General features: G+C 68.4%; 22 protein-coding genes. 14 read left to right on the top strand and 8 right to left on the bottom strand.

What is annotated here, in order from left to right; genetic code table 11:
* The first annotated feature begins 112 nt into the window (after window positions 1–112).
* From IBL26_RS15040 to IBL26_RS15065, 6 genes are all read left to right on the top strand, one after another.
* Window positions 113–1,084, top strand: a complete 972-nt coding sequence (locus tag IBL26_RS15040; protein ID WP_187785314.1) for a DUF2272 domain-containing protein — start codon at window positions 113–115, stop codon at window positions 1,082–1,084.
* 477 nt (window positions 1,085–1,561) lie between these two features.
* Window positions 1,562–2,695 carry an NADH:flavin oxidoreductase/NADH oxidase gene (locus tag IBL26_RS15045; protein ID WP_187785315.1) on the top strand — a complete coding sequence of 378 codons (1,134 nt, stop codon included), beginning with the start codon at window positions 1,562–1,564 and terminating at the stop codon, window positions 2,693–2,695.
* 645 nt (window positions 2,696–3,340) lie between these two features.
* A complete protein-coding gene (locus IBL26_RS15050) occupies window positions 3,341–3,814 on the top strand; it encodes an invasion associated locus B family protein (RefSeq protein ID WP_241749411.1) in 474 nt (157 codons plus the stop codon).
* Window positions 3,815–3,850: 36 nt separating this feature from the next.
* Entirely contained in the window at window positions 3,851–5,062 is a 1,212-nt protein-coding gene (gene rlmN, locus IBL26_RS15055) for a 23S rRNA (adenine(2503)-C(2))-methyltransferase RlmN (RefSeq protein ID WP_187785317.1), read from the top strand.
* Window positions 5,059–6,243: an MFS transporter gene (locus IBL26_RS15060; protein ID WP_187785318.1), complete on the top strand. Its 1,185-nt coding sequence runs from the start codon at window positions 5,059–5,061 to the stop codon at window positions 6,241–6,243. Before rlmN ends, IBL26_RS15060 begins: the two co-directional genes overlap by 4 nt.
* Before the next feature lie 408 nt (window positions 6,244–6,651).
* Complete coding sequence (locus tag IBL26_RS15065; RefSeq protein WP_187785319.1) at window positions 6,652–7,899, top strand: MFS transporter; 1,248 nt, start codon at window positions 6,652–6,654, stop codon at window positions 7,897–7,899.
* A 214-nt stretch (window positions 7,900–8,113) separates the two neighbouring features.
* Here the strand turns inward: IBL26_RS15065 and IBL26_RS15070 are convergent, their stop codons facing one another.
* The 5 genes from IBL26_RS15070 to IBL26_RS15090 form a co-directional block, all read right to left on the bottom strand.
* Window positions 8,114–8,902 (bottom strand): hypothetical protein, encoded by a 789-nt coding sequence (locus tag IBL26_RS15070; RefSeq protein ID WP_187785320.1) that lies wholly within the window; start codon window positions 8,900–8,902, stop codon window positions 8,114–8,116.
* Between the two features lie 682 nt (window positions 8,903–9,584).
* Window positions 9,585–10,994, bottom strand: a complete 1,410-nt coding sequence (locus IBL26_RS15075; RefSeq protein ID WP_187785321.1) for an NAD(P)(+) transhydrogenase (Re/Si-specific) subunit beta — start codon at window positions 10,992–10,994, stop codon at window positions 9,585–9,587.
* Between the two features lie 4 nt (window positions 10,995–10,998).
* Window positions 10,999–11,409, bottom strand: coding sequence for a proton-translocating transhydrogenase family protein (locus tag IBL26_RS15080; protein ID WP_187785322.1), 411 nt, complete (start codon window positions 11,407–11,409; stop codon window positions 10,999–11,001).
* Between the two features lie 13 nt (window positions 11,410–11,422).
* Window positions 11,423–12,583, bottom strand: coding sequence for a Re/Si-specific NAD(P)(+) transhydrogenase subunit alpha (locus IBL26_RS15085; RefSeq protein ID WP_187785323.1), 1,161 nt, complete (start codon window positions 12,581–12,583; stop codon window positions 11,423–11,425).
* A 99-nt stretch (window positions 12,584–12,682) separates the two neighbouring features.
* Window positions 12,683–13,324, bottom strand: a complete 642-nt coding sequence (locus tag IBL26_RS15090) for an NUDIX domain-containing protein (protein ID WP_187785324.1) — start codon at window positions 13,322–13,324, stop codon at window positions 12,683–12,685.
* Between the two features lie 504 nt (window positions 13,325–13,828).
* On the opposite strand from IBL26_RS15090, the gene IBL26_RS15095 reads away from it, so the two are divergent.
* From IBL26_RS15095 to IBL26_RS15130, 8 genes are all read left to right on the top strand, one after another.
* Window positions 13,829–14,314 carry an SUF system Fe-S cluster assembly regulator gene (locus IBL26_RS15095; RefSeq protein ID WP_187785325.1) on the top strand — a complete coding sequence of 162 codons (486 nt, stop codon included), beginning with the start codon at window positions 13,829–13,831 and terminating at the stop codon, window positions 14,312–14,314.
* 9 nt (window positions 14,315–14,323) lie between these two features.
* A complete protein-coding gene (sufB, locus tag IBL26_RS15100) occupies window positions 14,324–15,823 on the top strand; it encodes a Fe-S cluster assembly protein SufB (protein ID WP_187785326.1) in 1,500 nt (499 codons plus the stop codon).
* Window positions 15,824–15,892: 69 nt separating this feature from the next.
* Window positions 15,893–16,636, top strand: a complete 744-nt coding sequence (gene sufC, locus IBL26_RS15105) for a Fe-S cluster assembly ATPase SufC (protein ID WP_187785327.1) — start codon at window positions 15,893–15,895, stop codon at window positions 16,634–16,636.
* On the top strand, window positions 16,633–17,922 hold the full coding sequence (gene sufD / locus IBL26_RS15110) for a Fe-S cluster assembly protein SufD (RefSeq protein ID WP_187785328.1): 1,290 nt from the start codon (window positions 16,633–16,635) through the stop codon (window positions 17,920–17,922). The genes sufC and sufD overlap by 4 nt, the downstream gene beginning before the upstream one ends.
* Window positions 17,922–19,166: an aminotransferase class V-fold PLP-dependent enzyme gene (locus tag IBL26_RS15115; RefSeq protein WP_187785348.1), complete on the top strand. Its 1,245-nt coding sequence runs from the start codon at window positions 17,922–17,924 to the stop codon at window positions 19,164–19,166. The genes sufD and IBL26_RS15115 overlap by 1 nt, the downstream gene beginning before the upstream one ends.
* A complete protein-coding gene (gene sufU, locus IBL26_RS15120) occupies window positions 19,166–19,633 on the top strand; it encodes a Fe-S cluster assembly sulfur transfer protein SufU (RefSeq protein WP_187785329.1) in 468 nt (155 codons plus the stop codon). Before IBL26_RS15115 ends, sufU begins: the two co-directional genes overlap by 1 nt.
* A 28-nt stretch (window positions 19,634–19,661) precedes the next feature.
* Entirely contained in the window at window positions 19,662–20,069 is a 408-nt protein-coding gene (locus IBL26_RS15125; RefSeq protein WP_187785349.1) for an SUF system Fe-S cluster assembly protein, read from the top strand.
* Between the two features lie 19 nt (window positions 20,070–20,088).
* Complete coding sequence (locus IBL26_RS15130) at window positions 20,089–20,454, top strand: HesB/IscA family protein (protein ID WP_187785330.1); 366 nt, start codon at window positions 20,089–20,091, stop codon at window positions 20,452–20,454.
* Between the two features lie 290 nt (window positions 20,455–20,744).
* Here the strand turns inward: IBL26_RS15130 and ahcY are convergent, their stop codons facing one another.
* From ahcY to IBL26_RS15145, 3 genes are all read right to left on the bottom strand, one after another.
* Complete coding sequence (gene ahcY / locus IBL26_RS15135; RefSeq protein ID WP_187785331.1) at window positions 20,745–22,046, bottom strand: adenosylhomocysteinase; 1,302 nt, start codon at window positions 22,044–22,046, stop codon at window positions 20,745–20,747.
* Window positions 22,047–22,374: 328 nt separating this feature from the next.
* Window positions 22,375–22,689: a hypothetical protein gene (locus IBL26_RS15140; RefSeq protein WP_187785332.1), complete on the bottom strand. Its 315-nt coding sequence runs from the start codon at window positions 22,687–22,689 to the stop codon at window positions 22,375–22,377.
* Window positions 22,690–22,760: 71 nt separating this feature from the next.
* Window positions 22,761–23,486 (bottom strand): class I SAM-dependent methyltransferase, encoded by a 726-nt coding sequence (locus tag IBL26_RS15145; protein ID WP_187785333.1) that lies wholly within the window; start codon window positions 23,484–23,486, stop codon window positions 22,761–22,763.
* Between the last annotated feature and the right edge of the window lie 14 nt (window positions 23,487–23,500).

Consider the following 23,500-nt stretch of genomic DNA (forward strand, 5'->3'; position numbering starts at 1 on the left):
GAATCGAAACAAGCCGGAAGCACGCAACACATTCGCGTTGCGCGCCCTGGCCGGTCAGGCGCCAGCGGGCGATAAGGCCCGCCCTGTCCAGCCCCTGGGGGATGCCGACACCATGCTGATTGCCGCCCGCCTGCCGCGTTCCCGCCCCGCCCCTGCCGCCCCGCGCGAAGCTTGCGTGCCACCCGCGAAGGCGCCCGGCGCCGGGGCCCGCGCGTTGCGCCGGGTTGCCGCCTGGCTGGGGGCCAGCCTGTTGCTGGCGGGCTGCGCCACGCAGGCGCCGCCGGTGGCCACGCTGGCGCCGCCCTTGCCCTATCCGTCCTCGACGCGGGAGCGGGCCATCCGCATCGCGCTGGAGGAATGGCGGGAGTGGGGCAGCGTGGTGGTGGACGATGCCCGGCCCCGCCCGCGTTCCACCGGCCCCGGGCTGGAATCCAGCCTGACCAACTTCCCCCGCGTCCTCGCCTACTGGCGCGCGGTGGAGGGGGAGACCGGCGCCCGCGCCGCGATCGACCGCAACCGCAACCGCTACGCCACCATCCTGGCCCAGCCCGGCGCCCCGGGCGAGCTGTGGGGCGAGCCCGCCTGGTCGGCGGCGTTCATCAGCTACGTGTTGCGCAATGCGGGCGTGGACCAGCGGGAATTCCCCTCTTCCGCCGCGCATGCCTTCTACATCGACGGCATGCTGGCGGATGCCGCGGCCTTCCCGGCCCAGGCCTCCTTCATCCCGCATGATGTCGGCGCCTATGCCCCGGTGCCGGGGGACCTGGTCTGCGCCGACCGCTCCCGCCGGCCGCTGGCGAACTGGCGGGACCGGCTGGCCGAGCGTGGCGAGTTCCGGCCCATGCATTGCGACATTGTCGTCGCCGCCTCGCCCGGGGTGGTGCAGGCGGTGGGCGGCAACGTGGCCGATTCGGTCACGCTCTCCCGCTTCCCGGCGGATGCGTCGGGCCGGTTGCTGGCGCGGCCGGCGGGCCACGCCGCCTGGTTCGCGGTGTTCGAGAACCGGCTGGGCCGCCTGCCGCCCTTCGGCCAGGCGCCGGGCGTGCCGGTGGCAGGGCTGCGCACGGGGCGCGCGCGGTCTTAGAGCAGGATGCGTCCACACTCGCTTCCACACTATGCCATTGTTTGGTCGTGTGATTCAGGCTTTCGGTGGTTCCACCTCGGGCCATCGCGCTTTCACCGCCGGGGGCGCGGCGGGGCTTTTCCGGCGCGCCTTCGGCTCGGCGGCAGACGCGGCGGTGACGGGGGTTCTCCGGCATGTCCCCGCGCGGCCTCGGGCTTCGCGGGCACTGCCCGGAAGCCACGGGCCCGCGTGGGAAAAAAGCGCGCCCCTGCATATTCTTCCCCGGCCTTTCCCGTCTCCGGGCGTTCACCTCCGGGCCCATCCTTTTGGGTGATTTCCCCTGGAGCCTTCACGCTCTAGGCTGGCGTTGATCGGCGTGATCCACGCCGCCGGCTACTCGGGCCGGCGCGTTTCACGCTCCATGTTCTGGTTGATATGCGTGATGCACGACGCTGGCTGCGTCAGCCGTGCCGTCATGCCCTAGGAGAGTCCTGAGCCTTGACCGACCTCTTCTCCCCCCTGTCGCTCCGCGGCGTCACCATCCGCAACCGGATCGGCGTGGCGCCGATGTGCCAGTATTGCTGCGCCCCCAGCGGCCCGGATGCCGGCAAGCCGACCGACTGGCACCTGGCCCACCTGCATGCCCGCGCCATCGGCGGCGCCGGGCTGGTCATCACCGAAGCGACGTCGGTGACGCCGGAAGGCCGCATCTCGCCGCAGGATCTCGGCCTGTGGGACGATTCGCAGATCGCCGGCCACGCCCGGCTGGCGCGGCTGATCGCCGCCGCCGGCGCGGTGCCGGGCACGCAGATCGCCCATGCCGGCCGCAAGGCCAGCACCAACCCGCCCTGGCATGGCGGCGTCGCCGGCGATGACGCGCATGGCTGGACGCCGGTGGCCCCCAGCGCCGTCGCCTTCCCCGGCCTGCGGGACCCGCGCGCGATGACGGAAGAGGACATCCTCTCCACCATCGCCGCCTTCGCCGCCACCGCCCGCCGCGCCATCACCGCCGGCTACCGGTTCATCGAGCTGCATGCGGCGCATGGCTATCTGATGCACCAGTTCCTCTCCCCGCTCTCCAACCAGCGCAACGATGCCTGGGGCGGCGACTTCGCCGGCCGTACCCGCTTCGTGCTGGAAGGCGTCAAGGCCGTGCGCGCCGCCATGCCGGACGACGTGCCGCTGGGCATCCGCTTCTCCCACACCGACTGGCTGGAAGGCGGCTGGACGACGGAGGAGACGGTCGAGCTCTCCCGCCTGGTGAAGGCGCTGGGCGTCGACCTGGTCGACGTCTCCTCCGGCGCGCTGCTGCCGGCGAAGATCCCGCTCTCCCCCGGCTACCAGGTCCCGGGCGCCTCGGCCGTGCGCAACGGCGCGCAGGTGCCGGTGGCGGCTGTCGGCCTGATCACGGAGCCGCAGCAGGCGCAGGACATCCTGACCGAGGGCCATGCCGACATGGTGTTCCTGGCCCGCGAGCTACTGCGCGACCCGTTCTGGCCGCTGCATGCCGCCGCCGCGCTGGGCCGCGTGGAAGCGCTGAGCGCCCCGGCGCAGTACGACCGCGCCTGGGGCAGCCTGGGCAAGATGCCTGTGCATTTCGAATCGGCCGATCCGCTGCCGGCGCTGGCCTGAGGCATAGCTAGGAAGGCTGGGGGAAGGAATTCCCCCAGACCCCCCATCTTTTTCTAAGTGTTTTCGGGGCGTGAGTGTGAAGGTGATGACCTTCGATTGAGGCTGCAGATCGCTGGAAGGTTGTTACCTCCGGCGGCCGTTGCAACGCTGCGCGCAGCCATAATATTTCTTCTAGATCCAGCAAATCGAGCAGAGCTCCATCCAGTGAATCACTTGAAGGAGGGAAGATACGCTTCAAAACGACAAGCCAGAGCATTTGATTGGTGAGCTTGTGCGAACGGCAAATGCTGTAGCGCTGCCCTTTGGCGCCAGAACCGCCCATCTAAACTCCACAGAAAAAAGTTGGGGGTTCGGGGGAATTCCTTCCCCCGGCCTTTCCCACCTTCAACCTGCCATGACGATACCGTTACGCAAACGACGCCCCGAAGCCTAGGGCTTGGCCGGTCATATTCGCGGACGTCCCTTTCCCCCACGGTGGCTTCATCGATGACAAATCCTCACCTGCGCGGCCCGCGCGCAGCCGATGGGCCGATTGCGCGGTTGCGGCACGCCCCCGGCACACCTTATTTGAGGGCCATGACAAGGCTCCTTCCCCTTCTTCTGTTGCTGGGTGCTGCCGGCGGTTCGCTGGTTGGCGCGTCCGGCATGGCACTGGCACAGCAGCGGGGGGCGGCATCCGCTGCGCCGCGCGCCCTGGGTAGCTTCCAGGACTGGACGGCGGCGACGCATATGGAGGCCGGCAAGAAGGTTTGCTACGCCTTCACCCGCGCCAGCCGCAGCGAGGGCGCCGGCAACCGCCAGAACGTCATCCTCACCGTAACGCACCGGCAGCAGGGGCGGGACCAGGTGGCGCTGCGCGCCGGCTACACCTACGCCCGCAATGCCGAGGTCGAGGTGAAGGTCGGCAGCAACGACCTGCCCTTCTACACCGCGCAGGACAATGCCTTCGCCCGCGAGGGTGGCAAGGCCGTCGCCGCCTTCCGCAACGGTGCCTCCGCCGTGGCCACGGGCCCGGGCCCGCAGGGCCGTGGCACCGCCACCGATACCTTCTCCCTCTCCGGCTTCAGCGCGGCCTATGATGCGATCAGCCGTGAGTGCCCGCCCGCCGGCCGTCGCTGAGCCGGGCGGACCGTCATACTGGGAATACCCGCAACCATGACCGACACCGCCGCCAACGCCGCCGAACTGAGCGCGGCGGAGCGCGACCGCATTATGGCCAAGGCCGCCCTGTTCTCCCCGCCCAGCGCCACGCTGGCGGATGGGCGGCGCGACCTCGTCGGCCTGTCGCGCGACGAGCTGGCGGCGGAGATGGTCGCGATCGGCGAGAAGCCGTTCCGCGCCAAGCAGCTCTGGCACTGGATGTATCACCAGGGCGTCACCGACTTCTCCAAGATGCCTTCCATCGCCAAGACCATGCAGGCAAAGCTGGCGGAGAAGTTCGTCGTCGGCCGCCCGGGCGTGACGCTGGAGCAGACCAGCGAGGACGGCACCCGCAAGTGGCTGTTCGGCTTCCGCGACGGCCAGCAGGTCGAGACCGTCTATATTCCGGATGAGGACCGCGGCGCCGTCTGCGTCTCCACCCAGGTCGGCTGCACCCTCTCCTGCAAGTTCTGCCACACCGGCACGCAGAAGCTGGTCCGCAACCTCGGCGCGGCCGAGATCGTCGGCCAGTTCATGGCGGCGCGCGACTCGTACAACGAGTGGCCGACGCCGGTGGACGGCACGCCGCGCATGCTGTCCAACATCGTCATCATGGGCATGGGCGAGCCGCTCTATAACTATGAGAACGTCGCCAAGGCGATGCGGATCATCATGGACAATGAGGGCATCGCCCTCTCCCGCCGCCGCATCACCCTCTCCACCAGCGGCGTCGTGCCGATGATGGACAAGTGCGGCGCCGAGCTGAATGTCGGCCTCGCCGTGTCGCTGCACGCCGTGCGCAACGACATCCGCGACGAGATCGTGCCGCTGAACCGCAAATACCCGATCGAGGAACTGATGGCCGCCTGCCGCCGCTACCCGGCGGCCAGCAACGCGCGCCGCATCACCTTCGAATACGTCATGCTCAAGGGCATCAACGATTCGGAGGCCGATGCGCGGGAGCTGGTGCGGCTGCTGGACGGTATCCCGGCCAAGGTGAACCTGATCCCGTTCAATCCCTGGCCCGGCAGCCCGTACGAAACGTCGTCCAACAACGCCATCCATCGCTTCGCCAAGGTGGTGTCGGATGCCGGCTACTCCTCCCCCATCCGCACGCCGCGTGGGCGGGACATCCTGGCTGCCTGCGGCCAGTTGAAGACCGAGAGCGAGCGCAAGCGCCCTGCCCGGGCCGCCGCCGCCGCCCCCATGTCCCCCGCCGCCGCGTGAGCGCGCAGCCGGCGGCCAAGCCGCCGCTGGCCATCCTGCCCCTTCTCGCCGCCGCGGCCTTCGCCTCGGGCTGCGGCGCGCGCATGCTGGACCCGCTGCTGCCGCTGCTAGCGCGGGATTTCCACGTCACGGTGGCCGAGACGGCCGTCGTCATCTCGGCCTTCACCCTGCCCTACGGCCTCTCCCAGATTGTGCTGGGCCCGTTGGGGGACCGCTTCGGCAAGCTGCGTGTGCTGGTGCTGGGCCTGCTGCTCTACGGCCTGGCCATGGCCGCCTGCGCCACCGCCGGCGCGCTGGACCGGCTGGTATTGCTGCGCGCCCTCTCCGGCGGGTTGGGCGGCGCCATCATCCCGCTGGCCATGGCCTGGATCGGCGACAACGTCCCCTATTCCGAGCGGCAGGCGACCCTGGGCCGCTTTCTGACCGGCATGGTCATGGCGCAGCTGCTGGCCGGGCCCATCGCCGGCAGCGTCGGGCAGTTGCTGGGCTGGGAAGCGGTGTTCCTGCTGGTCGGCGTGCTGGCGGTGCTGATGGCCTTCGGCATCATGGCCACGCTCGGCCGCGGGCTGTGGCGCCCGGTGCCGTCCCCGGCCGGTGGCAGCGGCTTCAGCCGCTACATCACCCTGCTGAAGCGCCCCGCCGGCCGGCTGCTGCTGATCGCCGCGTTCCTGGACGGCATGCTGCTGTTCGGCGGCGCCTTCCCCTTCATCGGCTCCTACCTCATCCAGATCTTCCACCTGGAGCCCTGGCAGGCCGGCCTCGTCGTCGCCGTGTTTGGCCTCGGCTCCTTCGCCTATACGCGGCTGGCGCGGCGGCTGGTGAACGGGCTGGGCGAAGGGCGCGTGCTGCTGCTGGGCGGCCTGGTGCTGGCGGTGGGCCTCGCCGGCCTGTCCATCGTCACCACCTGGTGGGGCGTGGCGCTGTGCCAGGTGCTGCTGGGGCTGGCCTTCTTCATGTACCACGGCACCCTGCAGGCCCGCAGCACGGAGGTCATGCCGGAGGCCCGCGCCACCGCCGTCTCCGCCTTCGCCATGGCGCTGTTCCTGGGCCAGGGCCTGGGCTCGGTCGGCTTCGGCATCACGCTGGCCCAACTGGGCTACCCGGGCGCCTTCCTGCTGGCAGGGGTCGGCATGGCGGCCCTGGCGGTATGGACGCGGGTAGCGGTGCTGGCGCCGCGATAGCGGGCGGTCGTGAAGGAAGGCTGGGGAAAGAATTCCCCGGACCCCTTCTTTTACTTTTTCGAATTTTTCGGGTGTGGCTGTCGATGGGTTGAACCTGCGAGACGGCTCGGTGCGCTGGAGGTCTAGGACCTCCGGCGACTGCGGGTTCAGCCCGCACGGCCCATGATTAAAATCATCAGAAGCGTCCAGCTCTCAGCCCTGAAGCGCAGTGCCAAACTCGCAGAAAAAAGAAGGGGTCCGGGGAATTCGTTCCCGGCCTTCCTCTGCCGTTTACCGCCCTGACACACCCGTCATTCCGACTTACAAGTGAAGCACGATCGAAGCCTGGGTATGGCCTACCAGCTTACTGGCGGGTGGCCGCACCCCGGTGACCAACAAGAAGCGACACACGGCGGATAACGGATCAGCATGACGGACCGGCAGAATGGGGTGGCCTTCGTGGCGCCCCTGATGGTGCTGGCGCTTGGCCACATGATTTCCAACATGGTCCGCACCATGCCGGCCATCGCGGCCGATGTGATGGCGCCCGACCTCGGCGTGACGGCGGAGGGGCTGGCGTCGTTGACCGGCGCCTACCACTTCGCCTTCGCCGCAGGGCAGATCCCGCTGGGCGTGGCGCTGGACCGATTCGGGGTGCGCCCGGTGTCCCTGGCACTGCTGCTGACCACGGCGCTGGGCGGGCTGATCGCCGCCATGGTCGGCGGCAGCGGCGGCTTCCTGCTGGCGCAGGTGGTGCTGGGGCTGGGGTGCTCCGGCATGTTGCTCTGCCCCATTACCTTGGCGGCGAAGACGCTCACCCCGGCCCGGTTCGGCCTGTGGTCGGGGTTGATCCAGGGCACTGGCAATGTCGGCATGCTGCTTTCCGCCAGCCCGATGGCCTGGCTGGTGGACCATTCCGGCTGGCGCGCCGGCTTCTGGAGCTCGGCCGTGCTGGCGGTGATCGTGGCGGCGCTGGTGCTGGCGGTGGTACCGGGGCCGCCGCCGCGCGCCATGCCGCCGGGCCCGCGCCCCTCCCTCGCCGCCGAGGCGAAGCAGGTGGTGCGGCTGGGTCTGTCCCGCCCGCTGCGGGGGATGATGGTCATCGCCTTTGTCTCCTTCGCCGCCATCATTGGCCTGCGTGGGCTGTGGGGCGGGCCGTGGCTGATGGAGGTGAAGGGCCTGCCGCGCATCGAGGCGGGCAATATCCTGCTGCTGTTCACGCTGCTGCTGATTCTGGGCCCGGCCCTGGGTGGCTTGCTGGACCGGCTGCTGCCGGGGCGCCGGCGGCCGATGCTGGCGCTGGGCCACCTGATTGCCGCGCTTTCCCTGCTGGCCGTGGTGGCGGGCGGTCCGGGGGGGTGGCTGTCCACCGGGCTGGGGCTGCCGATGCTGCCGGCCAGCTACGATGCGGCGGTGTTCGTGCTGTTCGGCCTGGCATTGGTGCCGCACCCGCTGATCTTCGCCATGACGCGGGCGGTGGTGCCGCCGGAACAGGTGGGCAAGGCGCTGTCCGCGGTGAACCTGTCGTTCTTCCTGGGCGCGGCGGTGCTGCAGGCTGCCACCGGGCCAGTGGCCACGCTGGGCGGCATCGGTGCGGCCCTGGCCTTCCTGGCGGTGGCGGTACTGGTGGCGACAGCGCTGTTCGTCCGCTTCACCCGGGGGCAGCGGACAAGTTGAGGCGGGGGAGCTCCCCCACCCGACCGTTATGCCGGACAACACGGCCACGCCATGCGGGGGAGAGCCGCCGCCCGTTCTGCCGCCCACGCGGCTGCGCCACGCGGCGCCCAATGCGCCCACTCCGCCTGCGGCGGACACGCCGCAGGCAAGCGCGACCCTCAGGCATCAGTCAGACACCCTGGGGGCAACCTTGCCCCCAGGGTTCCGCCCGGGCTTAGCGGACGGTCAGTTCCCGCGTGTCGCACAGGTTCACGTCTCGCCGCTCCTCGGACCGGCCATCCTGCCAGACCACGCGCAGGTCGTACTGGCACTCGCCACGCGGCAGGCGGATGTTCTGGCGGCCGCGGGCGCGGACGATGTTCTGGCCCAGGCGGTCCTGGCCCCAGTTGTCGTCGCTGGTCGGGCTGGCATAGAGCTCGTTGATCGGGCTGGCGGCCTGGTTGACGATCACGAAGCTCGGGTCGCCCTGCTCCGCACCGCCGCCGCTGCGGGGATTGGCGCCGGTGATGCTGCCGCCGGCACCGCCGGAGCTGCCGCCAGCACCACCACCCGAGCCACCGCCCACGCTGCCACCGGCACCGCCGCTGCTGCCACCGCTGTCGCCATCGCCGCCACGGCCGGTGCGGGCCGGCGTGCCTATCACCACGTCACGGTCGACGCAGGTGTCGATGTCCCGCCGCTCCTCCGTCACGCCGCCGGCGAAGCCGATGCGCAGGTCGGTGCGGCAGCCGCCATCGGCGGGCATGCGCACGGCGAAGTTGGCGCCATTGGCAATGGTTGCGCCCCGGGCCAGGCGGTTTTCACCCCACTGGTTGGTATCGACCGGCGAGGCATACAGGCGCTCGATCACCCGGTTGCTCTGATTGACCAGGTTGAAGGAGCCGTCCTCCTGCGCCTGGGCGGCCCCGGTGCCGGCCAGCAAGGCAACGGTCAGGAAGCCAGCGGAACCCAGCACGCGGCGCAGGCCGGGCGAGGCGAAAGCAAGAATGGCGGGGCGCGACATGCGGCGTGTTCCCTTGTCTCTGTGTCTCGTCATGCCCACGCCCCGGATACGGCCCCAGCCACCCGGCGTGACCATGGAACCCAACCCCAGGGTGAAAATCAGGGGCAACCAACAGAACGACACGTCAGGGAACTCCGTTTCCAAAGCAAGAGCGCACATGCACAAGATGGCGGGAGTAAAGGGCTTGTGCTGTAGCGCAGCGTAACGCGGGGTGCTTGGGCCGCGCGAAGCAAGGCTGGGGAAAGAATTCCCCGGGCCTCTTTTTTCTTCTCGCGAGTGGGCGTCACGCCTCAGGACTGAGCGCGGACGCTGCCTGGTAATTTCAACAAGGCCACGCGGGCGAACCCCCGGTCGCTGGAGGCTATCGACCTCCACCGCACCAAGCTGTCCTTCGGCGACTGTTTCAGAAGCCTGCCGGCTCAGGCACGGCCGGAAGTTTTCGTACCGGCGCGGAGGCGGCTTGGCCCAATGCGGGAATAGTGGGCCATGCCGCCGGGAAAGCCGGCGCGGAAAAGGCTGCCCCGCCCGACCCAACAGGCTTTGGAAACGGTCTCCCAAGACCGCCCTCTCAACAGCCACGCCCGGAAAACTCGAAAGAAAAAGAAGGGGGTCCGGGGAATTCCCTCCCCGGCCTTCCTACTCCCCCCAGGCACACCAGCCCAGGAGGGGAACCCAGCGCCCTTTACTTCTGCAGGGCCTGGACGATCTGCTGCGTCACCTTCTTGGCGTCGCCGAACAGCATCATGGTGTTGTCGCGGAAGAACAGTTCGTTCTCCACGCCGGCATAGCCGGAGGCCATGCCGCGCTTGATGAAGAAGACGGTCTTGGCCTTCTCCACATCCAGGATCGGCATTCCGTAGATGGCGGAGGATTTGTCGGTCTTCGCCGCCGGGTTGGTCACGTCATTGGCGCCGATGACGAAGGCGACATCGGCTTCCGCGAACTCGGGGTTGATCTCCTCCAGCTCGTGGACCTCCTCGTAGGGGACGTTCGCCTCGGCCAGCAGCACGTTCATGTGGCCGGGCATGCGGCCCGCGACGGGGTGGATGGCGTAGGAGACCTCGGCGCCTTCCTTCTTCAGCAGGTCGCCCATCTCGCGCAGCACCTGCTGCGCCTGGGCCACCGCCATGCCGTAGCCAGGCACGATGATGATCTTGCCGGCGTTGCGCATGATGTAGGCGGCGTCCTCCGGGCTGCCGGACTTCACTGGACGCGCGGGCTGGCCGCTGCCATCGGCCTTGGCCGCACCGCCGGCCTCGGCTCCGAAGCCACCCAGCAGCACGTTGAAGATGCTGCGGTTCATGCCCTTGCACATGATGTAGGACAGGATGGCACCCGAGGCGCCAACGAGGGCACCCGTCACCACCAGCAGCAGGTTCTGCAGCGTAAAACCGATGCCCGCCGCCGCCCAGCCGGAATAGCTGTTCAGCATGGACACCACGACCGGCATGTCCGCGCCGCCGATCGGGATGATCAGCAGGAAGCCCAGCGCCAGCGCCACGATGGCGATCAGCCAGAACAGCACGCCGCTGCCGGTGGCGACGAAGGCGATGACCAGCACCACCAGCAGGATGCCGATGCCGAGGTTCAGCCAGTGCTGGCCCTTGAAGGTGATCGGCGCGCCGGACATCAGCGCCTGCAGCTTGGCGAAGGCGATGACGGAGCCGGAGAAGGTGATGGCGCCGATCGCGACGCCGAGAGACATCTCGACCAGCGAGCCGCCATGGATGGCGCCCGCGTGGCCGATGCCGAAGCTCTCCGGGTTGTAGAAGGCGGCGGCGGCCACGAACACGGCGGCCAGGCCGACCAGTGAGTGGAAGGCGGCCACCAGCTGCGGCAGCGAGGTCATCTGGATGCGGCTGGCGAGGTAGGTGCCGATGCCGCCGCCGATGACCAGGCCCGCCAGCACGATGACGATGCCGGAGAATTCCATCCCCGGCCGCAGCAGCGTCGCCACGATGGCGATGCCCATGCCGACCATGCCGTACAGGTTGCCCCGGCGGCTGGTGGTGGGGTGGGAAAGGCCGCGCAGCGCCAGGATGAACAGGACGGAGGCAATGAGGTAGGCGAAGGTGGTCAAGCTCTGGGCCATCGCCTCAGCCCTTCTTCTTGCCGGCGAACATCGCCAGCATCCGCCGGGTTACCAGGAACCCGCCGAAGATGTTCACCGCCGCCAGGGTGGCGCCCAGGAAGCCGAAGAACTTGGCGATCCAGCTATCCCCCAGGCCGGTGGCCAGGATGGCACCGACGATGATGACGGAGGAGATGGCGTTGGTGACGCCCATCAGCGGCGAGTGCAGCGCCGGCGTCACGTTCCACACCACGTAGTAGCCGACGAAGCAGGCCAGCAGGAAAATCGTCAGCAGCATCAGGAACGGCTCGGCCGCGGCGGCGATGGGCGCCACCGGGGCCAGGGTGGTCTCGGCCATCATGCGCGCCTGCGCGGCCATGGCCAGCGCCCGCTCGGCGGTGGCCTGCGCCTGGTTGGCGAGGTCGGTCGGGTTCATCGTCTCTCTCCCCTCAGGCGGCCGGCGTCAGTTGCGGGTGGACCACGGCGCCCGCGCGCGTCAGCTGCACGCCGTGGACGATCTCGTCCTCCTCCGGCAGCCTGGGCGCCTTGGCGTCCTTGTCCCAGAAGGTAGTCAGGAAGGTCAGCAGGTTGCGGGCGTACAATGCGCTGGCGGCGCCGCAGATCCGGCCCGGCCAGTTACGGTAGCCGAGGATCTTGACCCCGTTCTCCGTGACGATGCTCTCGCCCGGCTGGGTCAGCGCGCAATTGCCGCCCGCATCCGCCGCGATGTCCACGATCACGCTGCCCGGCTTCATGCTGGCGACCATGGCGGCGGTGACGAGCGTCGGTGCCTTGCGGCCCTGCACCAGCGCCGTGGTCACCACCACGTCCTGCTTGGCGATGTGGGCCGCGACGACCTCCGCCTGCCGGGCGTAAAAATCGGCGGAGAGCTGCTTGGCGTAGCCGCCGGCCGTCTGGGCCGCCTTGCTCTCCTCATCCTCGTAGCCGACGAAGCTGGCGCCGAGGGACTTGATCTCCTCCTTCGCCGCCGGCCGCACGTCGGTCGCGGACACGCGGCCGCCAAGCCGCCGCCCGGTGGCGATGGCCTGCAGCCCCGCCACGCCGGCGCCCATGACGAAGACGTTCGCGGCCGGGATGGTCCCAGCCGCCGTCATCAACATCGGGAAGCCCTTGTCGAAGGCAGTCGCGCCCTCGATCACGGCGCGGTAGCCGGCCAGGTTCGCCTGGGAGGACAGCACGTCCATGCTCTGCGCCCGGGTGATGCGCGGCAGCAGCTCCATGCTGGCGGCATCGATCCCCAGGCTGGCATAGGTGGCGGCGCGCGACGGCTCCGCCAGACCCTCCAGCGTGCCGATCAGCAGGGCGCCGCGCGGGATGAAGGACAGCTCGTCCACCTCTCCCTCGCCCGTGCCCAGCGGCGCACGCACCTTGAGCACGATATTCGCCCCGGCCAGCGCGGCGCCGGCATCGGCGGCGATCTCCGCCCCGGCTTCCTGGTAGGCGGCATCGGTGAAGCCGGAGGCAACGCCCGCGCCCGCTTCAACCGCCACGGTGGTAATGCCCAGCCCGATCAGTTTCTTGACCGTCTCCGGCGTGGCGGCAACGCGGGTTTCCCCCGCGCGCCGTTCCTTGAGCACCGTCAGGCGCATCGGCTTCTCCTCGGCCCTTGAAACTCGGGACGCGGAGGATGGCGGGGGCTCTGCCATCCGGCAAGAAGCACTTCGCCGGCGCAGCACCGGAATAGGTGATTATCTGCCCGAAACAGCCGCCAGACGCTCCGGCAACGGCCGGTCCTGCCCGCGGTAGCATACCAGGGGGCGATCCGCGCGCTCCGCCACCGGCAATGCCATCAGCGTGGAGAACTGCGCCAGCACGCAGCCGGTGATCGGCGCCAGCGGCGCGTTCTGCGCTTCCTCCAGGCTGAACCAGCCCAGCCCCTCCAGCTCCCCGCAGCCGCCCAGCACGCCCCGCGCCGCCTCGGCCGGGGCGGCCAGGAAGCGGGCATTGAAGCGGATGGGGCTGTAGGCCGGCGTCACCGCGCGGCAGACATAATCCAGAACCCCCAGCGCCGGAGCCTCTCCGCCGGCTGGGGCCAGGGTCAGCCCGGTCTCCTCCTCCAGCTCCCGCGCCGCCGCCACCGCCAGGGCACGGGCCAGGCGCGGCGGCGCTGCCCGCTCCAGCGCCCGCCGCGTTTCCTCGGCGAGTTCGCTGGCTGCGGGGCTGGCCCGGTCGGCGAAATCCACGCGGCCACCGGGGAAGACCAGCCGCCCCGGCATGAACCGGTGCCCGGCGGCCCGAACGCCCATCAACACCTCCACCACGCCGCCCACCCGGGCGCGCCACAGGATGAGGCTGGCAGCATGGCGGGGGAACGCAGCGGGCTTGGGCATGGGTGGAAACTGCCACCCGGCCGCCGGGGGTGCAAATTGTGGCGCTGGTGGGGGGGGTTGCTGAAGGCCGGGGAAAGAATTCCCCGGACCCCTTCTTTCCTTTCTGCGAGTTTGCGGATGGCGCTGCAGGACTGAGGGCGGACGCTGCCTGATGATATTTAAAATGTGCAGCGAGTTCTGAACCCTCAGTTGCCAGAGGTCCCAGACCTCGGCCGCACCCAGCCGTCCTCAAGACCGGCCCTTCCCACAGACACGCCCGGAAACTCGAAAAAAAGAAAGAAGGGGCCCGGGGAATTCCTTCCCCGGCCTTCCTCTCCACCTTAACCACGGCAGATAGCGCCGCAGACCCCACCATTGAGTGAATCGCTGAAATCGGCCCGTTTCACCGGGCCAACCGATGGAAAGCGAAGGCCAAATCAGCCCCGAATCCTTGACATTGGGGGTCTGCAAGCGCATCTGCCCGAAACTGGACAAACGAGGTCCGCTTTCGAGGAGAGGCCGCTTTTGCTGCGGTTGTCGAAGCTCACAGACTACGCCGTCGTCGTGCTGGCCCGGCTGGATGCCGAGGGCGGGGTGCAGACCGCGCCTTGCCTGGCGCAGTGCACCGGCATTGCCGAGCCGACGGTGGCGAAGGTGCTGAAGGTCCTGGCGCATGCCGGGCTGGTAGAGGGCCTGCGCGGTGCGCGGGGCGGCTACCGGCTGGGGCGTCCGCTCTCGGCCATGACGCTGTCCGACGTCATCCTGGCGGTGGACGGGCCGATCGCGCTGACCGCTTGTGTCGATGGCGCGTCCGGCGGTTGCGAGACGGAGGCCACCTGCCCCGTGCGCGGCCGCTGGGACCCTGTGAATGAGGCGGTGCGCGGTGCGCTCTCCGCCATCAGCCTTGCCGACCTCGCCGGCCCGGCCTCGCGAACCTGCCATTCGCAAGGCCACCAGAGGGCCAAGATCACATCCTTGCCGGCCATGCCGGCGCCGCTGCCTGCCGAGTAGGGACCCCATATGCCCGCCGTCACCGAAACCATCGACGCTGTCGCCTCCGTCACCGAGGGCCCTTACAAGTATGGGTTCGAGACGGATATCGAGATGGAGTTCGCCCCGAAGGGGTTGAGCGAAGATATCGTCCGCTTCATCAGCGCCAAGAAGAATGAGCCGGAGTGGCTGCTCGAGTGGCGGCTGAAGGCCTATGCGATGTGGCTGAAGATGGAGGAGCCGCGTTGGCCCGCGGTGAAGTACCCCGCCATCGACTACCAGGACGCCTATTACTACGCGGCGCCGAAGAACAAGCCGGGCCCGAAGTCGCTCGACGAGGTCGACCCCGAGCTGCTGAAGACCTATGCCAAGCTGGGCATCCCGCTGAAGGAGCAGGCCATCCTGGCCGGTGTCGAGGGCGCGGGTGACAGCCCGTCCGAAGGCGGCCGCCTGCCGGTGGCCGTGGATGCGGTGTTCGACAGCGTCAGCGTCGCCACCACCTTCAAGCACCGGCTGGAGAAGGAAGGCATCATCTTCTGTGCCATCTCCGAGGCCGTGCAGAAGCATCCAGAACTGGTGAAGCAGTATCTCGGCAGCGTGGTGCCGCAGGCGGACAATTTCTTCGCCGCGCTGAACAGCGCCGTCTTCACCGACGGGTCCTTCGTGTACATCCCGAAGGGCGTGCGCTGCCCGATGGAGCTGTCCACCTATTTCCGCATCAACGCCAAGAGCACCGGGCAGTTCGAGCGTACGCTGATCATCGCCGATGCGGGCAGCCACGTCTCCTACCTGGAAGGCTGCACGGCGCCGATGCGCGACGAGAACCAGCTGCACGCCGCGGTGGTGGAGCTGGTGGCGATGGACGATGCCACCATCAAGTACAGCACGGTGCAGAACTGGTACCCGGGCGACGAGAACGGCAAGGGCGGCATCTATAACTTCGTGACGAAGCGCGGCGCCTGCCGTGGCGACCGGTCCAAGATTTCGTGGACGCAGGTGGAGACGGGTTCCGCCATCACCTGGAAGTATCCGTCCTGCATCCTGCAGGGTGCGGACAGCGTCGGCGAATTCTATAGCGTCGCCATCACCAACAATTACCAACAGGCCGATACCGGAACAAAAATGTTCCATATCGGGCCGCGCACGCGCTCGACCATCGTGTCCAAGGGCATCAGCGCCGGGCATGGGCAGAACACCTATCGCGGCCAGGTGAAGATCAGCCCGAAGGCTACGGGCGCGCGCAACTTCACCCAGTGCGACAGCTTGCTGATCGGCGACCAGTGCGGTGCCCACACGGTGCCCTACATCGAGAGCCGCTGCATGAGCGCCAAGGTGGAGCACGAGGCGACGACCAGCCGCATCGCCGAGGACCAGCTGTTCTATTGCCGCCAGCGCGGCCTGAGCCAGGAAGACGCTGTCGGCCTGATCGTCAACGGCTTCTGCCGGGAGGTCCTGAAGGAGCTGCCGATGGAATTCGCGGTCGAGGCGCAGAAGCTGCTGCAGATCAGCCTCGAAGGCTCGGTCGGCTAATTGCCTGATGGGCGGCGGCGCCCCCTGGCGCCCCGCTCTCGGCCAGAGATTTTGGGACGGACCATTAGTATGTTGAAGATCGAAGGCCTGACGGCCGAAATCGATGGCAAGCAGATCCTCAAGGGGATCGACCTGGAAGTGCCGACCGGCGAGATCCATGCCATCATGGGCCCGAACGGTTCGGGCAAGTCCACGCTCTCCTACGTCCTCGCGGGGCGTGAGGGTTACGAGATCACCGGCGGCACCGCCACCTTCAACGGCCTCGACCTGCTGTCGATGGAGCCGGAGGAGCGGGCGGCGGCTGGCGTGTTCCTGGCCTTCCAGTACCCGGTGGAGCTGCCGGGCGTCGGTAACGCCAACTTCCTGCGCACCGCGCTGAACGCCATCCGCCGCAGCAAGGGTGAGCCCGAAGTGGACGCCATGCAGTTCCTGAAGCTGGCCCGCGCCCGCATGAAGGAACTGTCGATGCCGGAGGACATGCTGAAGCGCGGCGTCAATGTCGGCTTCTCCGGCGGCGAGAAGAAGCGCAATGAGGTGCTGCAGATGGCCCTGCTGCAGCCGGGCCTGGCCATCCTGGACGAAACCGATTCCGGCCTGGATATCGACGCGCTGAAGATTGCGGCCGATGGCGTCAACGCCATGCGCGGCCCGAACTTTTCCTCGTTGGTCATCACCCACTACCAGCGGCTGCTGAACTACATCGTTCCCGACCGGGTCCATGTGCTGATGAACGGGCGCATCGTCCAGTCCGGCGGGCCTGAGCTGGCGAAGCAGCTGGAGGAGAGCGGCTACACGGCCGTTCAGGCAGCATGAGCGTCCTGTTCGAACCTGGCCCCGAGGGCTTTCTCCGCCGCTACGAGGGCCTGAACGCCCGCCTGCCCGGCCACCGCACCCCGTGGGTGACGGCGCTGCGCGAGCAGGCCGCCAAGGCCTTCCGCGAGCAGGGCTTCCCGACCCGCAAGATCGAGGCCTGGCACTACACCGACCTCAACCTGCTGGCCCGCAGCGGCTTCGCCGAGGCGCTGACGCCGGTCGATGAGGACGTGGCGCTGCCGGAGGCCACCGCGCCGCAGCGCGTGGTGTTCCTCGATGGCCGCTTCCGCGCCGACCTGGCCGAGACGCCCGATTCCGGCATCCCGGTGCGTAGCCTCGGCGCCAACCTCTCCGCCGCCGAAGGGCTGCTGGGCGGCGTGGCGAAGCTGGACGAGGTGCCGATGGCGGCGCTGAACACCATGCTGTTCGAAGATGGCGCGCTGATCGACCTGCCCGCCGAGACCAATGGTGGCGCGATTGAGCTGCTCTCCATCATCCAGTCGGGCGAGCGGCCGGTGGCGGTGCATCCGCGCCACGTGATCCGCCTGGGCAAGGGCGCCTCCCTGGTGCTGATCGAACGTGCCATCGGGCGCGGCGATGGCCGCTACCTGCACAACCCGGTCGTCGAGATCGTGCTGGAGGAGGGCGCGCACCTGACGCATGCCCGCATCCAGCAGGAAGGCCCGGCTGGCCTCTTCCTCTCGACGGTGTTCGCCAAGGCGGCCGCCGGGGCCACCTATGACAGCTTCCTGCTGCATGCCGGTGCCAAGCTCTCCCGCAGCGAGGCCTATGTGTCGCTGGATGGGCCGAAGGCGATGGCGCATCTGAACGGCGCGCAGCTGCTCTCGGATGGCCAGCATGGCGACTGCACCACCTTCCTGGACCACGCGGCGCCCGATTGCGCCAGCCGCCAGACGGTGAAGACGGTGCTGGCCGGCAAGTCGCGCGGTGTGTTCCAGGGCAAGATCCACGTCCACCAGATCGCGCAGCGCACCGACGGCTACCAGATGAACCAGGCGCTGCTGCTGTCCGACCAGGCCGAGATCGACAGCAAGCCGCAGCTGGAGATCTACGCCGACGACGTGAAGTGCAGCCACGGCGCCACGGTGGGCGAGCTGGATGAAGACCAGCTGTTCTACCTGCGCGCCCGCGGCATCCCTGCGGCCACCGCGCGCTCCATGCTGATCGAGGCCTTCCTGCAGGAAGCCGTCGATGCGGTGGAGGAAGAGACCGCCCGCAACGCCCTGGCCACCGCCGTCGCCGGCTGGTGGGAAAAGGTTGCGTGATGGACGGCGCGGTGGTGGCAACCGGCTTCGACGTCGCTCGCGTGCGGCAGGATTTCCCGATCCTGTCGCAGACGGTGCGGGGCAAGACGCTGGTCTTCCTGGATTCCGGCGCCTCGGCGCAGAAGCCGCGTGCGGTGATCGACACGATGGTGCGCACGATGGAGACGGCTTACGCCAACGTCCATCGCGGCGCCTATAACCTGTCGGAAAAGGCCACTGCCGCCTACGAAGCTGCCCGCGCCGCCGTCGCCCGCTTCCTGAACGCGGCGGATGAGCGGGAGATCGTGTTCACCAGCTCCTCCACCGCCGCCATCAACCTCGTCGCCCATTCCTATGGGCGCGGGGTGCTGAAGGCCGGCGATGCCGTGCTGATCAGCGAGATGGAGCACCACGCCAACCTCGTCCCCTGGCAGATGCTGCGGGACGCGCATGGCGTGGAGCTGCGCGTCGCCCGCGTGACCGATGCGGGCGAGCTGGACATGGCCGACGTCGAGGCCAAGCTGGAAGATGGCCGCGTAAAGCTGGTCGCCGTCACCCACATGTCCAACGTGCTGGGTACCGTCACGCCGGCCGAGCGGCTGGCGACGCTGGCCCATGCCCATGGCGCCAAGCTGCTGCTGGATGGCTCCCAGGCCGCCGTGCACCGGCGCGTGGACATGCAGGCCATCGGCTGCGATTTCTACGTCTTCACCGGCCACAAGCTCTACGGCCCCACCGGCATCGGCGTGCTGTGGGGACGGATGGAGCTGCTGGAGCGGATGCCGCCCTTCCTGGGTGGTGGCGACATGATCGCCGAGGTGTCGCTGGAGCGCTTCCTCCCCGCCTCCGTCCCCGCCAAGTTCGAGGCCGGCACGCCGCCGATCATCGAGGCGATCGGCCTGCACGCCGCCATCGACTATGTCGAGAGCATCGGCATGACGGCCATCGAGGCGCATGAGCGCACGCTGGTGGACCGTGCCACCACGAAGCTGAGTGCCATCGAGGGCCTGACCCTGATGGGCCGGGCGCAGGACCGTGGCGGCGTGTTCGCCTTCGCGCTGGACGTGGCGCATGCCCACGATCTCGCAACCCTGCTCGACCGTACCGGCATCGCCGTCCGCTCCGGCCGCCATTGCGCGGAGCCGCTGCACGCACGATTTAACGTGGAGAGCACCTGCCGCGCCTCCTTCGGCCTCTACACCACGGTGGAAGAGATCGACTACCTCGCCGAGGCGCTGGTCAAGGCCAGGGAATTCTTCAGCTGATGTTCGATGACCTGCGCGATCTCTACCAGGAAGTGATCCTGGACCACGGCCGCAAGCCCCGGAACTTCCGGCGGCTGGAGGATGCCGACCGCCATGCCCGCGGCGACAACCCGATGTGCGGCGACCGGATGGAGCTGTGGGTCAAGCTGGAAGCCGACGGCCGCATCGCCGACGCCGCCTTCCAGGGCAAGGGCTGCGCCATCTCCATGGCCAGCGCCAGCCTGATGACCGAGACGGTGCGCGGCAAGACGCCGGCCGAAGCCCACGCACTGGGCGATACGTTCCGCGCCCTGGCCATGACCGGCACCTGCCCCGATTGCGGCGCCGAGCTGGCGGACGACATGGAGCGGCTGCAGGTGCTGGGCGGCGTGTCCGAGTACCCGAGCCGGGTGAAGTGCGCGACGCTGGCCTGGCACACGCTGAACAACGCGCTGGACGACAAGCAGGAGGCGGCAAGCAGTGAGTGACGACGCCACCACGACACCGCAGCGCCCCATGGCCCCCGGCCCCGCCGACTTCGCGCGGGAGGAGCGCGAGGCCGCCGTGGCCGCCGCGCGCACCACCTGGACCCCGGATGGCGAGCAGGCGGCACCGCCCGCCCCCGTCTCCGAAGGCGCGGTGATCGACATGATCGGCACCGTCTTCGACCCCGAGATCCCGGTGAACATCTACGAACTGGGCCTGATCTACTCGGTCGAGATCGCCGATGACGGCAAGGTGGCGGTGGAGATGACGCTGACCGCGCCCTCCTGCCCATCCGCCCAGGAATTGCCGCAGCAGGTGGAGGAGGCCATCCGCCTCGTCCCCGGCGTCAGCGACGTCACGGTCGAGGTGGTGTGGGACCCGCCCTGGGACCCGTCGCGGATGAGCGAGGATGCCCGCCTCGCCCTGAACATGTACTGAGAGAAGGGGAGACCAGCCGATGAGCACGACCACCACCCCCCGCCCCGTTCGCACCCTGCCGCCGCTGATGCAGCTTTCCGACGCCGCGGCCGAGCGCCTGCGCGCCCTCTATGCCGGTGGGCAGGACGGCAAGCTTCTGCGCATTGCCGTCAGCACCAAGGGCTGCTCCGGCATGTCCTACGACCTGACCTGGGCCGACGCGCCCACGGCCGGCGACGAAGTGGTGACCGACAAGGGCGTGACCGTGCTGGTGGACCGCAAGGCCACGCTGTTCCTGCTGGGCACGACCATGGATTACGAGGTGAAGGCCATGTCCGCCGGCTTCACCTTCGTGAACCCGAATGAAAAGGGCCGCTGCGGCTGCGGGGAAAGCTTCCACGTGTGACGTCCAGGCTGGGGGCCCTGCCCCCAGGCCCCCGCCGGGGCGGAAAGTCCGCCCCGGACCCCGCTGCGAGTTTTCAGCGGAGCAGGCGCAGCGCATCAGTCCGCAGCGTCCGCCACGAACCAGCACATTCCCATAGATTTTTAAAAGGCCACGAGAGCTGAGGCGTCAGTCGCCAAGGGTCCAAGACCCTTGGCGGACCAACCGTGCCGCCAGCACAAAACGAGTGGCGGGGTCTGGGGGGTCCTGTCCCCCAGCGGGGGTCCAGGGGGCAGCGCCCCCTGGCCAGTCTCTTAGTAGCGGTACTCTTCGTGCTTGAACGGACCGGCCGGCGGCACGCCGATATACTCGGCCTGTGCCGGCGTCATCTTCGTCAGCACCGCGCCGACCTTGGCGAGGTGCAGCGCCGCGACCTTCTCGTCCAGCTTCTTCGGCAGGGTGTACACCTTGCACTCATAAGCCTTGGCGTTGGTCCACAGCTCGATCTGCGCCAGCACCTGGTTGGAGAAGCTGGCGGACATGACGAAGGACGGGTGGCCGGTAGCGTTGCCCAGGTTCACCAGGCGGCCTTCGGACAGCACGATCAGGCGCTTGCCGTCCGGGAACACGACCTCGTCGACCTGCGGCTTGATGTTGTCCCAGACGTAGTTGCGCAGGGCGCCGATCTGGATCTCGCTGTCGAAGTGGCCGATGTTGCAGACGATGGCGCGGTTCTTCATCGCGCGCATGTGGTCCAGCGTGATGACGTCGATATTGCCCGTGGCGGTGACGAAGATGTCGCCGCGCGGCGCGGCGTTCTCCATGGTCACGACCTCATAGCCTTCCATCGCGGCCTGCAGGGCGCAGATGGGGTCGGCCTCGGTCACCAGCACGCGGCAGCCGGCGTTGCGCAGCGACGCCGCCGAGCCTTTGCCCACATCGCCGAAGCCGGCGACGACGGCGATCTTGCCGGCCATCATCACATCCGTGCCCCGGCGGATGGCGTCCACCAGGCTCTCGCGGCAACCATACAGGTTATCGAACTTGGACTTGGTGACGCTGTCGTTCACGTTGATGGCCGGAACCTTCAGCGTGCCCTTGCGCGCCATGTCCCACAGGCGGTGCACGCCGGTGGTGGTCTCCTCGGACAGGCCGCGGATGGCGGGCAGCAGCTCGGGGAACTTCTCGTGCACGACGGTGGTGAGGTCACCGCCATCGTCCAGGATCATGTTGATGGCCCAGCCATCCGGGCCACGGACGGTCTGGTCGATGCACCACCAGAACTCTTCCTCGGTCAGGCCCTTCCAGGCGAAGACCGGGATGCCGGCGGCGGCGATGGCGGCCGCGGCGTGGTCCTGGGTGGAGAAGATGTTGCAGGAGGACCAGCGGACCTCGGCGCCGAGCGCGGTCAGCGTCTCGATCAGCACGGCGGTCTGGATGGTCATGTGCAGGCTGCCGGCGATGCGGGCGCCCTTCAGCGGCTGGGACGCGCCGTACTCAGCGCGCAGCGCCATCAGGCCGGGCATCTCGTCCTCGGCCATCGAGATCTCCTTGCGGCCCCATTCGGCCAGGGAGATGTCTTTCACCTTGTAGTCGGAAAATGCGGTGCTGCTCATGATCTTGGGCCTCGTGCGCGTTCTGAGAGTTCGCGCGGGCCGTAGCATGCTCCCGCCCTGATGGCCAGCAAGATCGCCCGACACATCAGGATATCTTTATGTGTTTTTCACAAATTGGGTGGGGTGCGGCATAAGGCTGGAGGAATGAATTCCCCCTGACACCCTTCTTTTCTTCGAGTCCGGGGCGAGGCTGCCGCTGACGAGTTTGGCGCTGGAGGCGAACCTCTGGCGCCCGGCACCAAACTCCAGGCGCTCACGCCCAACTCGCAGAAAGAAGATGGGGGTCCGGGGGAATTCCTTCCCCCGGCCTTCGCCCAACCCAGGGCGCTTAGAACTCGCAGCCCTGCGCCGCCATCTGCTGCTTCATTTGCTGCGTCATCATGCTGCACTGCTGCGGCAGGGCGGCGCGGCTCTGCGGATTCCGCGCCGCTTGGCGCCAGGCACTGCGCATCTGGGTGATGGAACCGGTCATCTGGGCGCGCTGGTCGGCCGGGGCCTTGGCGATGCAGGCTTCCAGATTGCGGATGAAGGTGTCGCACTCGGCCACTCCCACAGGCTCCTCGGCGGCGTGCGCGGCGGGTGCCAGGAATGGCACGGCCAGGACAGCAGCGAGGGCCAAGGGGACGAGCTTCTTGATGGGCATCGATATTTCCTCCGCCAGGCTTCATTGCCTGATGCAACGAAGGCAGTAGCGCTGACGTGGCCTTTTCGTCATCACCACAAAATCTTGAAGTCGCTCACTTTTTTTGCGGGAACAAGCGGCTTGCGAAGAATCCACTTAGGCTCCTGCACATCCAGCTCCTGGCCGACGAGGCGGGCGAACTCATCAGCCGCGCGGGCCACCTCGGGCCAGCTATAGTCGTCGCCGACCAGGACACCGCCGGGGGCCAGCAGATCCCAGTACAGCCGGGCATCGCGCAGCGCCGGCTCGTATTCATGCGCGGCGTCGACATGCACCAGGTCGGCCTTCACCCCGGCGCGCTTCAGGATCAGCGCGGCATTCTCGCTGGTCTGTGCCAGCGGCACGACGCGCTCGCGCAGGCCTGCCTGCAGGATGTTGCTGAGGAACTGCCAATACAGGCCGGGATAGCCGTGCCGCAGCCGCAGGGAGGTATGGATGCGGTCCGCCCGCTTCCTGTTCCAATGTTCCGGGCTGCCCAGGAAGGTATCGACGGCGATGACCATGCCGTCGATGCCCAGCTGCCGCATCAGGTTGCCCATGAACACGACCGAGCGGCCCTTCCAGACGCCGACATCGATGACGACCCGGGGGCGAACCTCCCCGAACAGTTCGACAAAGGCGGGGTGGTCGCTGTTCCAGCCCTGCAGGTCGGGCGGCAATACCGGGCCGAAGCCTTCGAACACGTCCTCCCCGTACAGGCGCTCCATCAGCACCAAAGCTGGCGGCGGCGTCCGGGATGGGGTGGCGTCAGGCGGCATTCCCGGTGTCTCTG

It is taken from the genome of Teichococcus aerophilus (genome assembly GCF_014490485.1).
In the GTDB taxonomy this organism is placed as follows: Bacteria; Pseudomonadota; Alphaproteobacteria; order Acetobacterales; family Acetobacteraceae; genus Pseudoroseomonas; species Pseudoroseomonas aerophila.

Bases quoted from the DNA above. Each gene is read 5' to 3' on its own strand.
- IBL26_RS15040 (WP_187785314.1), top strand. From the start codon at position 113: ATGCTGATTGCCGCCCGCCTGCCGCGTTCCCGCCCCGCCCCTGCCGCC.
- IBL26_RS15050 (WP_241749411.1), top strand. From the start codon at position 3,341: ATGGCACTGGCACAGCAGCGGGGGGCGGCATCCGCTGCGCCGCGCGCC.
- rlmN (WP_187785317.1), top strand. From the start codon at position 3,851: ATGACCGACACCGCCGCCAACGCCGCCGAACTGAGCGCGGCGGAGCGC.
- IBL26_RS15065 (WP_187785319.1), top strand. From the start codon at position 6,652: ATGACGGACCGGCAGAATGGGGTGGCCTTCGTGGCGCCCCTGATGGTG.
- IBL26_RS15070 (WP_187785320.1), bottom strand. From the start codon at position 8,902: ATGTCGCGCCCCGCCATTCTTGCTTTCGCCTCGCCCGGCCTGCGCCGC.
- IBL26_RS15075 (WP_187785321.1), bottom strand. From the start codon at position 10,994: ATGGCCCAGAGCTTGACCACCTTCGCCTACCTCATTGCCTCCGTCCTG.
- IBL26_RS15080 (WP_187785322.1), bottom strand. From the start codon at position 11,409: ATGAACCCGACCGACCTCGCCAACCAGGCGCAGGCCACCGCCGAGCGG.
- IBL26_RS15085 (WP_187785323.1), bottom strand. From the start codon at position 12,583: ATGCGCCTGACGGTGCTCAAGGAACGGCGCGCGGGGGAAACCCGCGTT.
- IBL26_RS15090 (WP_187785324.1), bottom strand. From the start codon at position 13,324: ATGCCCAAGCCCGCTGCGTTCCCCCGCCATGCTGCCAGCCTCATCCTG.
- sufB (WP_187785326.1), top strand. From the start codon at position 14,324: ATGCCCGCCGTCACCGAAACCATCGACGCTGTCGCCTCCGTCACCGAG.
- sufC (WP_187785327.1), top strand. From the start codon at position 15,893: ATGTTGAAGATCGAAGGCCTGACGGCCGAAATCGATGGCAAGCAGATC.
- sufD (WP_187785328.1), top strand. From the start codon at position 16,633: ATGAGCGTCCTGTTCGAACCTGGCCCCGAGGGCTTTCTCCGCCGCTAC.
- IBL26_RS15115 (WP_187785348.1), top strand. From the start codon at position 17,922: ATGGACGGCGCGGTGGTGGCAACCGGCTTCGACGTCGCTCGCGTGCGG.
- sufU (WP_187785329.1), top strand. From the start codon at position 19,166: ATGTTCGATGACCTGCGCGATCTCTACCAGGAAGTGATCCTGGACCAC.
- IBL26_RS15125 (WP_187785349.1), top strand. From the start codon at position 19,662: ATGGCCCCCGGCCCCGCCGACTTCGCGCGGGAGGAGCGCGAGGCCGCC.
- IBL26_RS15130 (WP_187785330.1), top strand. From the start codon at position 20,089: ATGAGCACGACCACCACCCCCCGCCCCGTTCGCACCCTGCCGCCGCTG.
- ahcY (WP_187785331.1), bottom strand. From the start codon at position 22,046: ATGAGCAGCACCGCATTTTCCGACTACAAGGTGAAAGACATCTCCCTG.
- IBL26_RS15140 (WP_187785332.1), bottom strand. From the start codon at position 22,689: ATGCCCATCAAGAAGCTCGTCCCCTTGGCCCTCGCTGCTGTCCTGGCC.
- IBL26_RS15145 (WP_187785333.1), bottom strand. From the start codon at position 23,486: ATGCCGCCTGACGCCACCCCATCCCGGACGCCGCCGCCAGCTTTGGTG.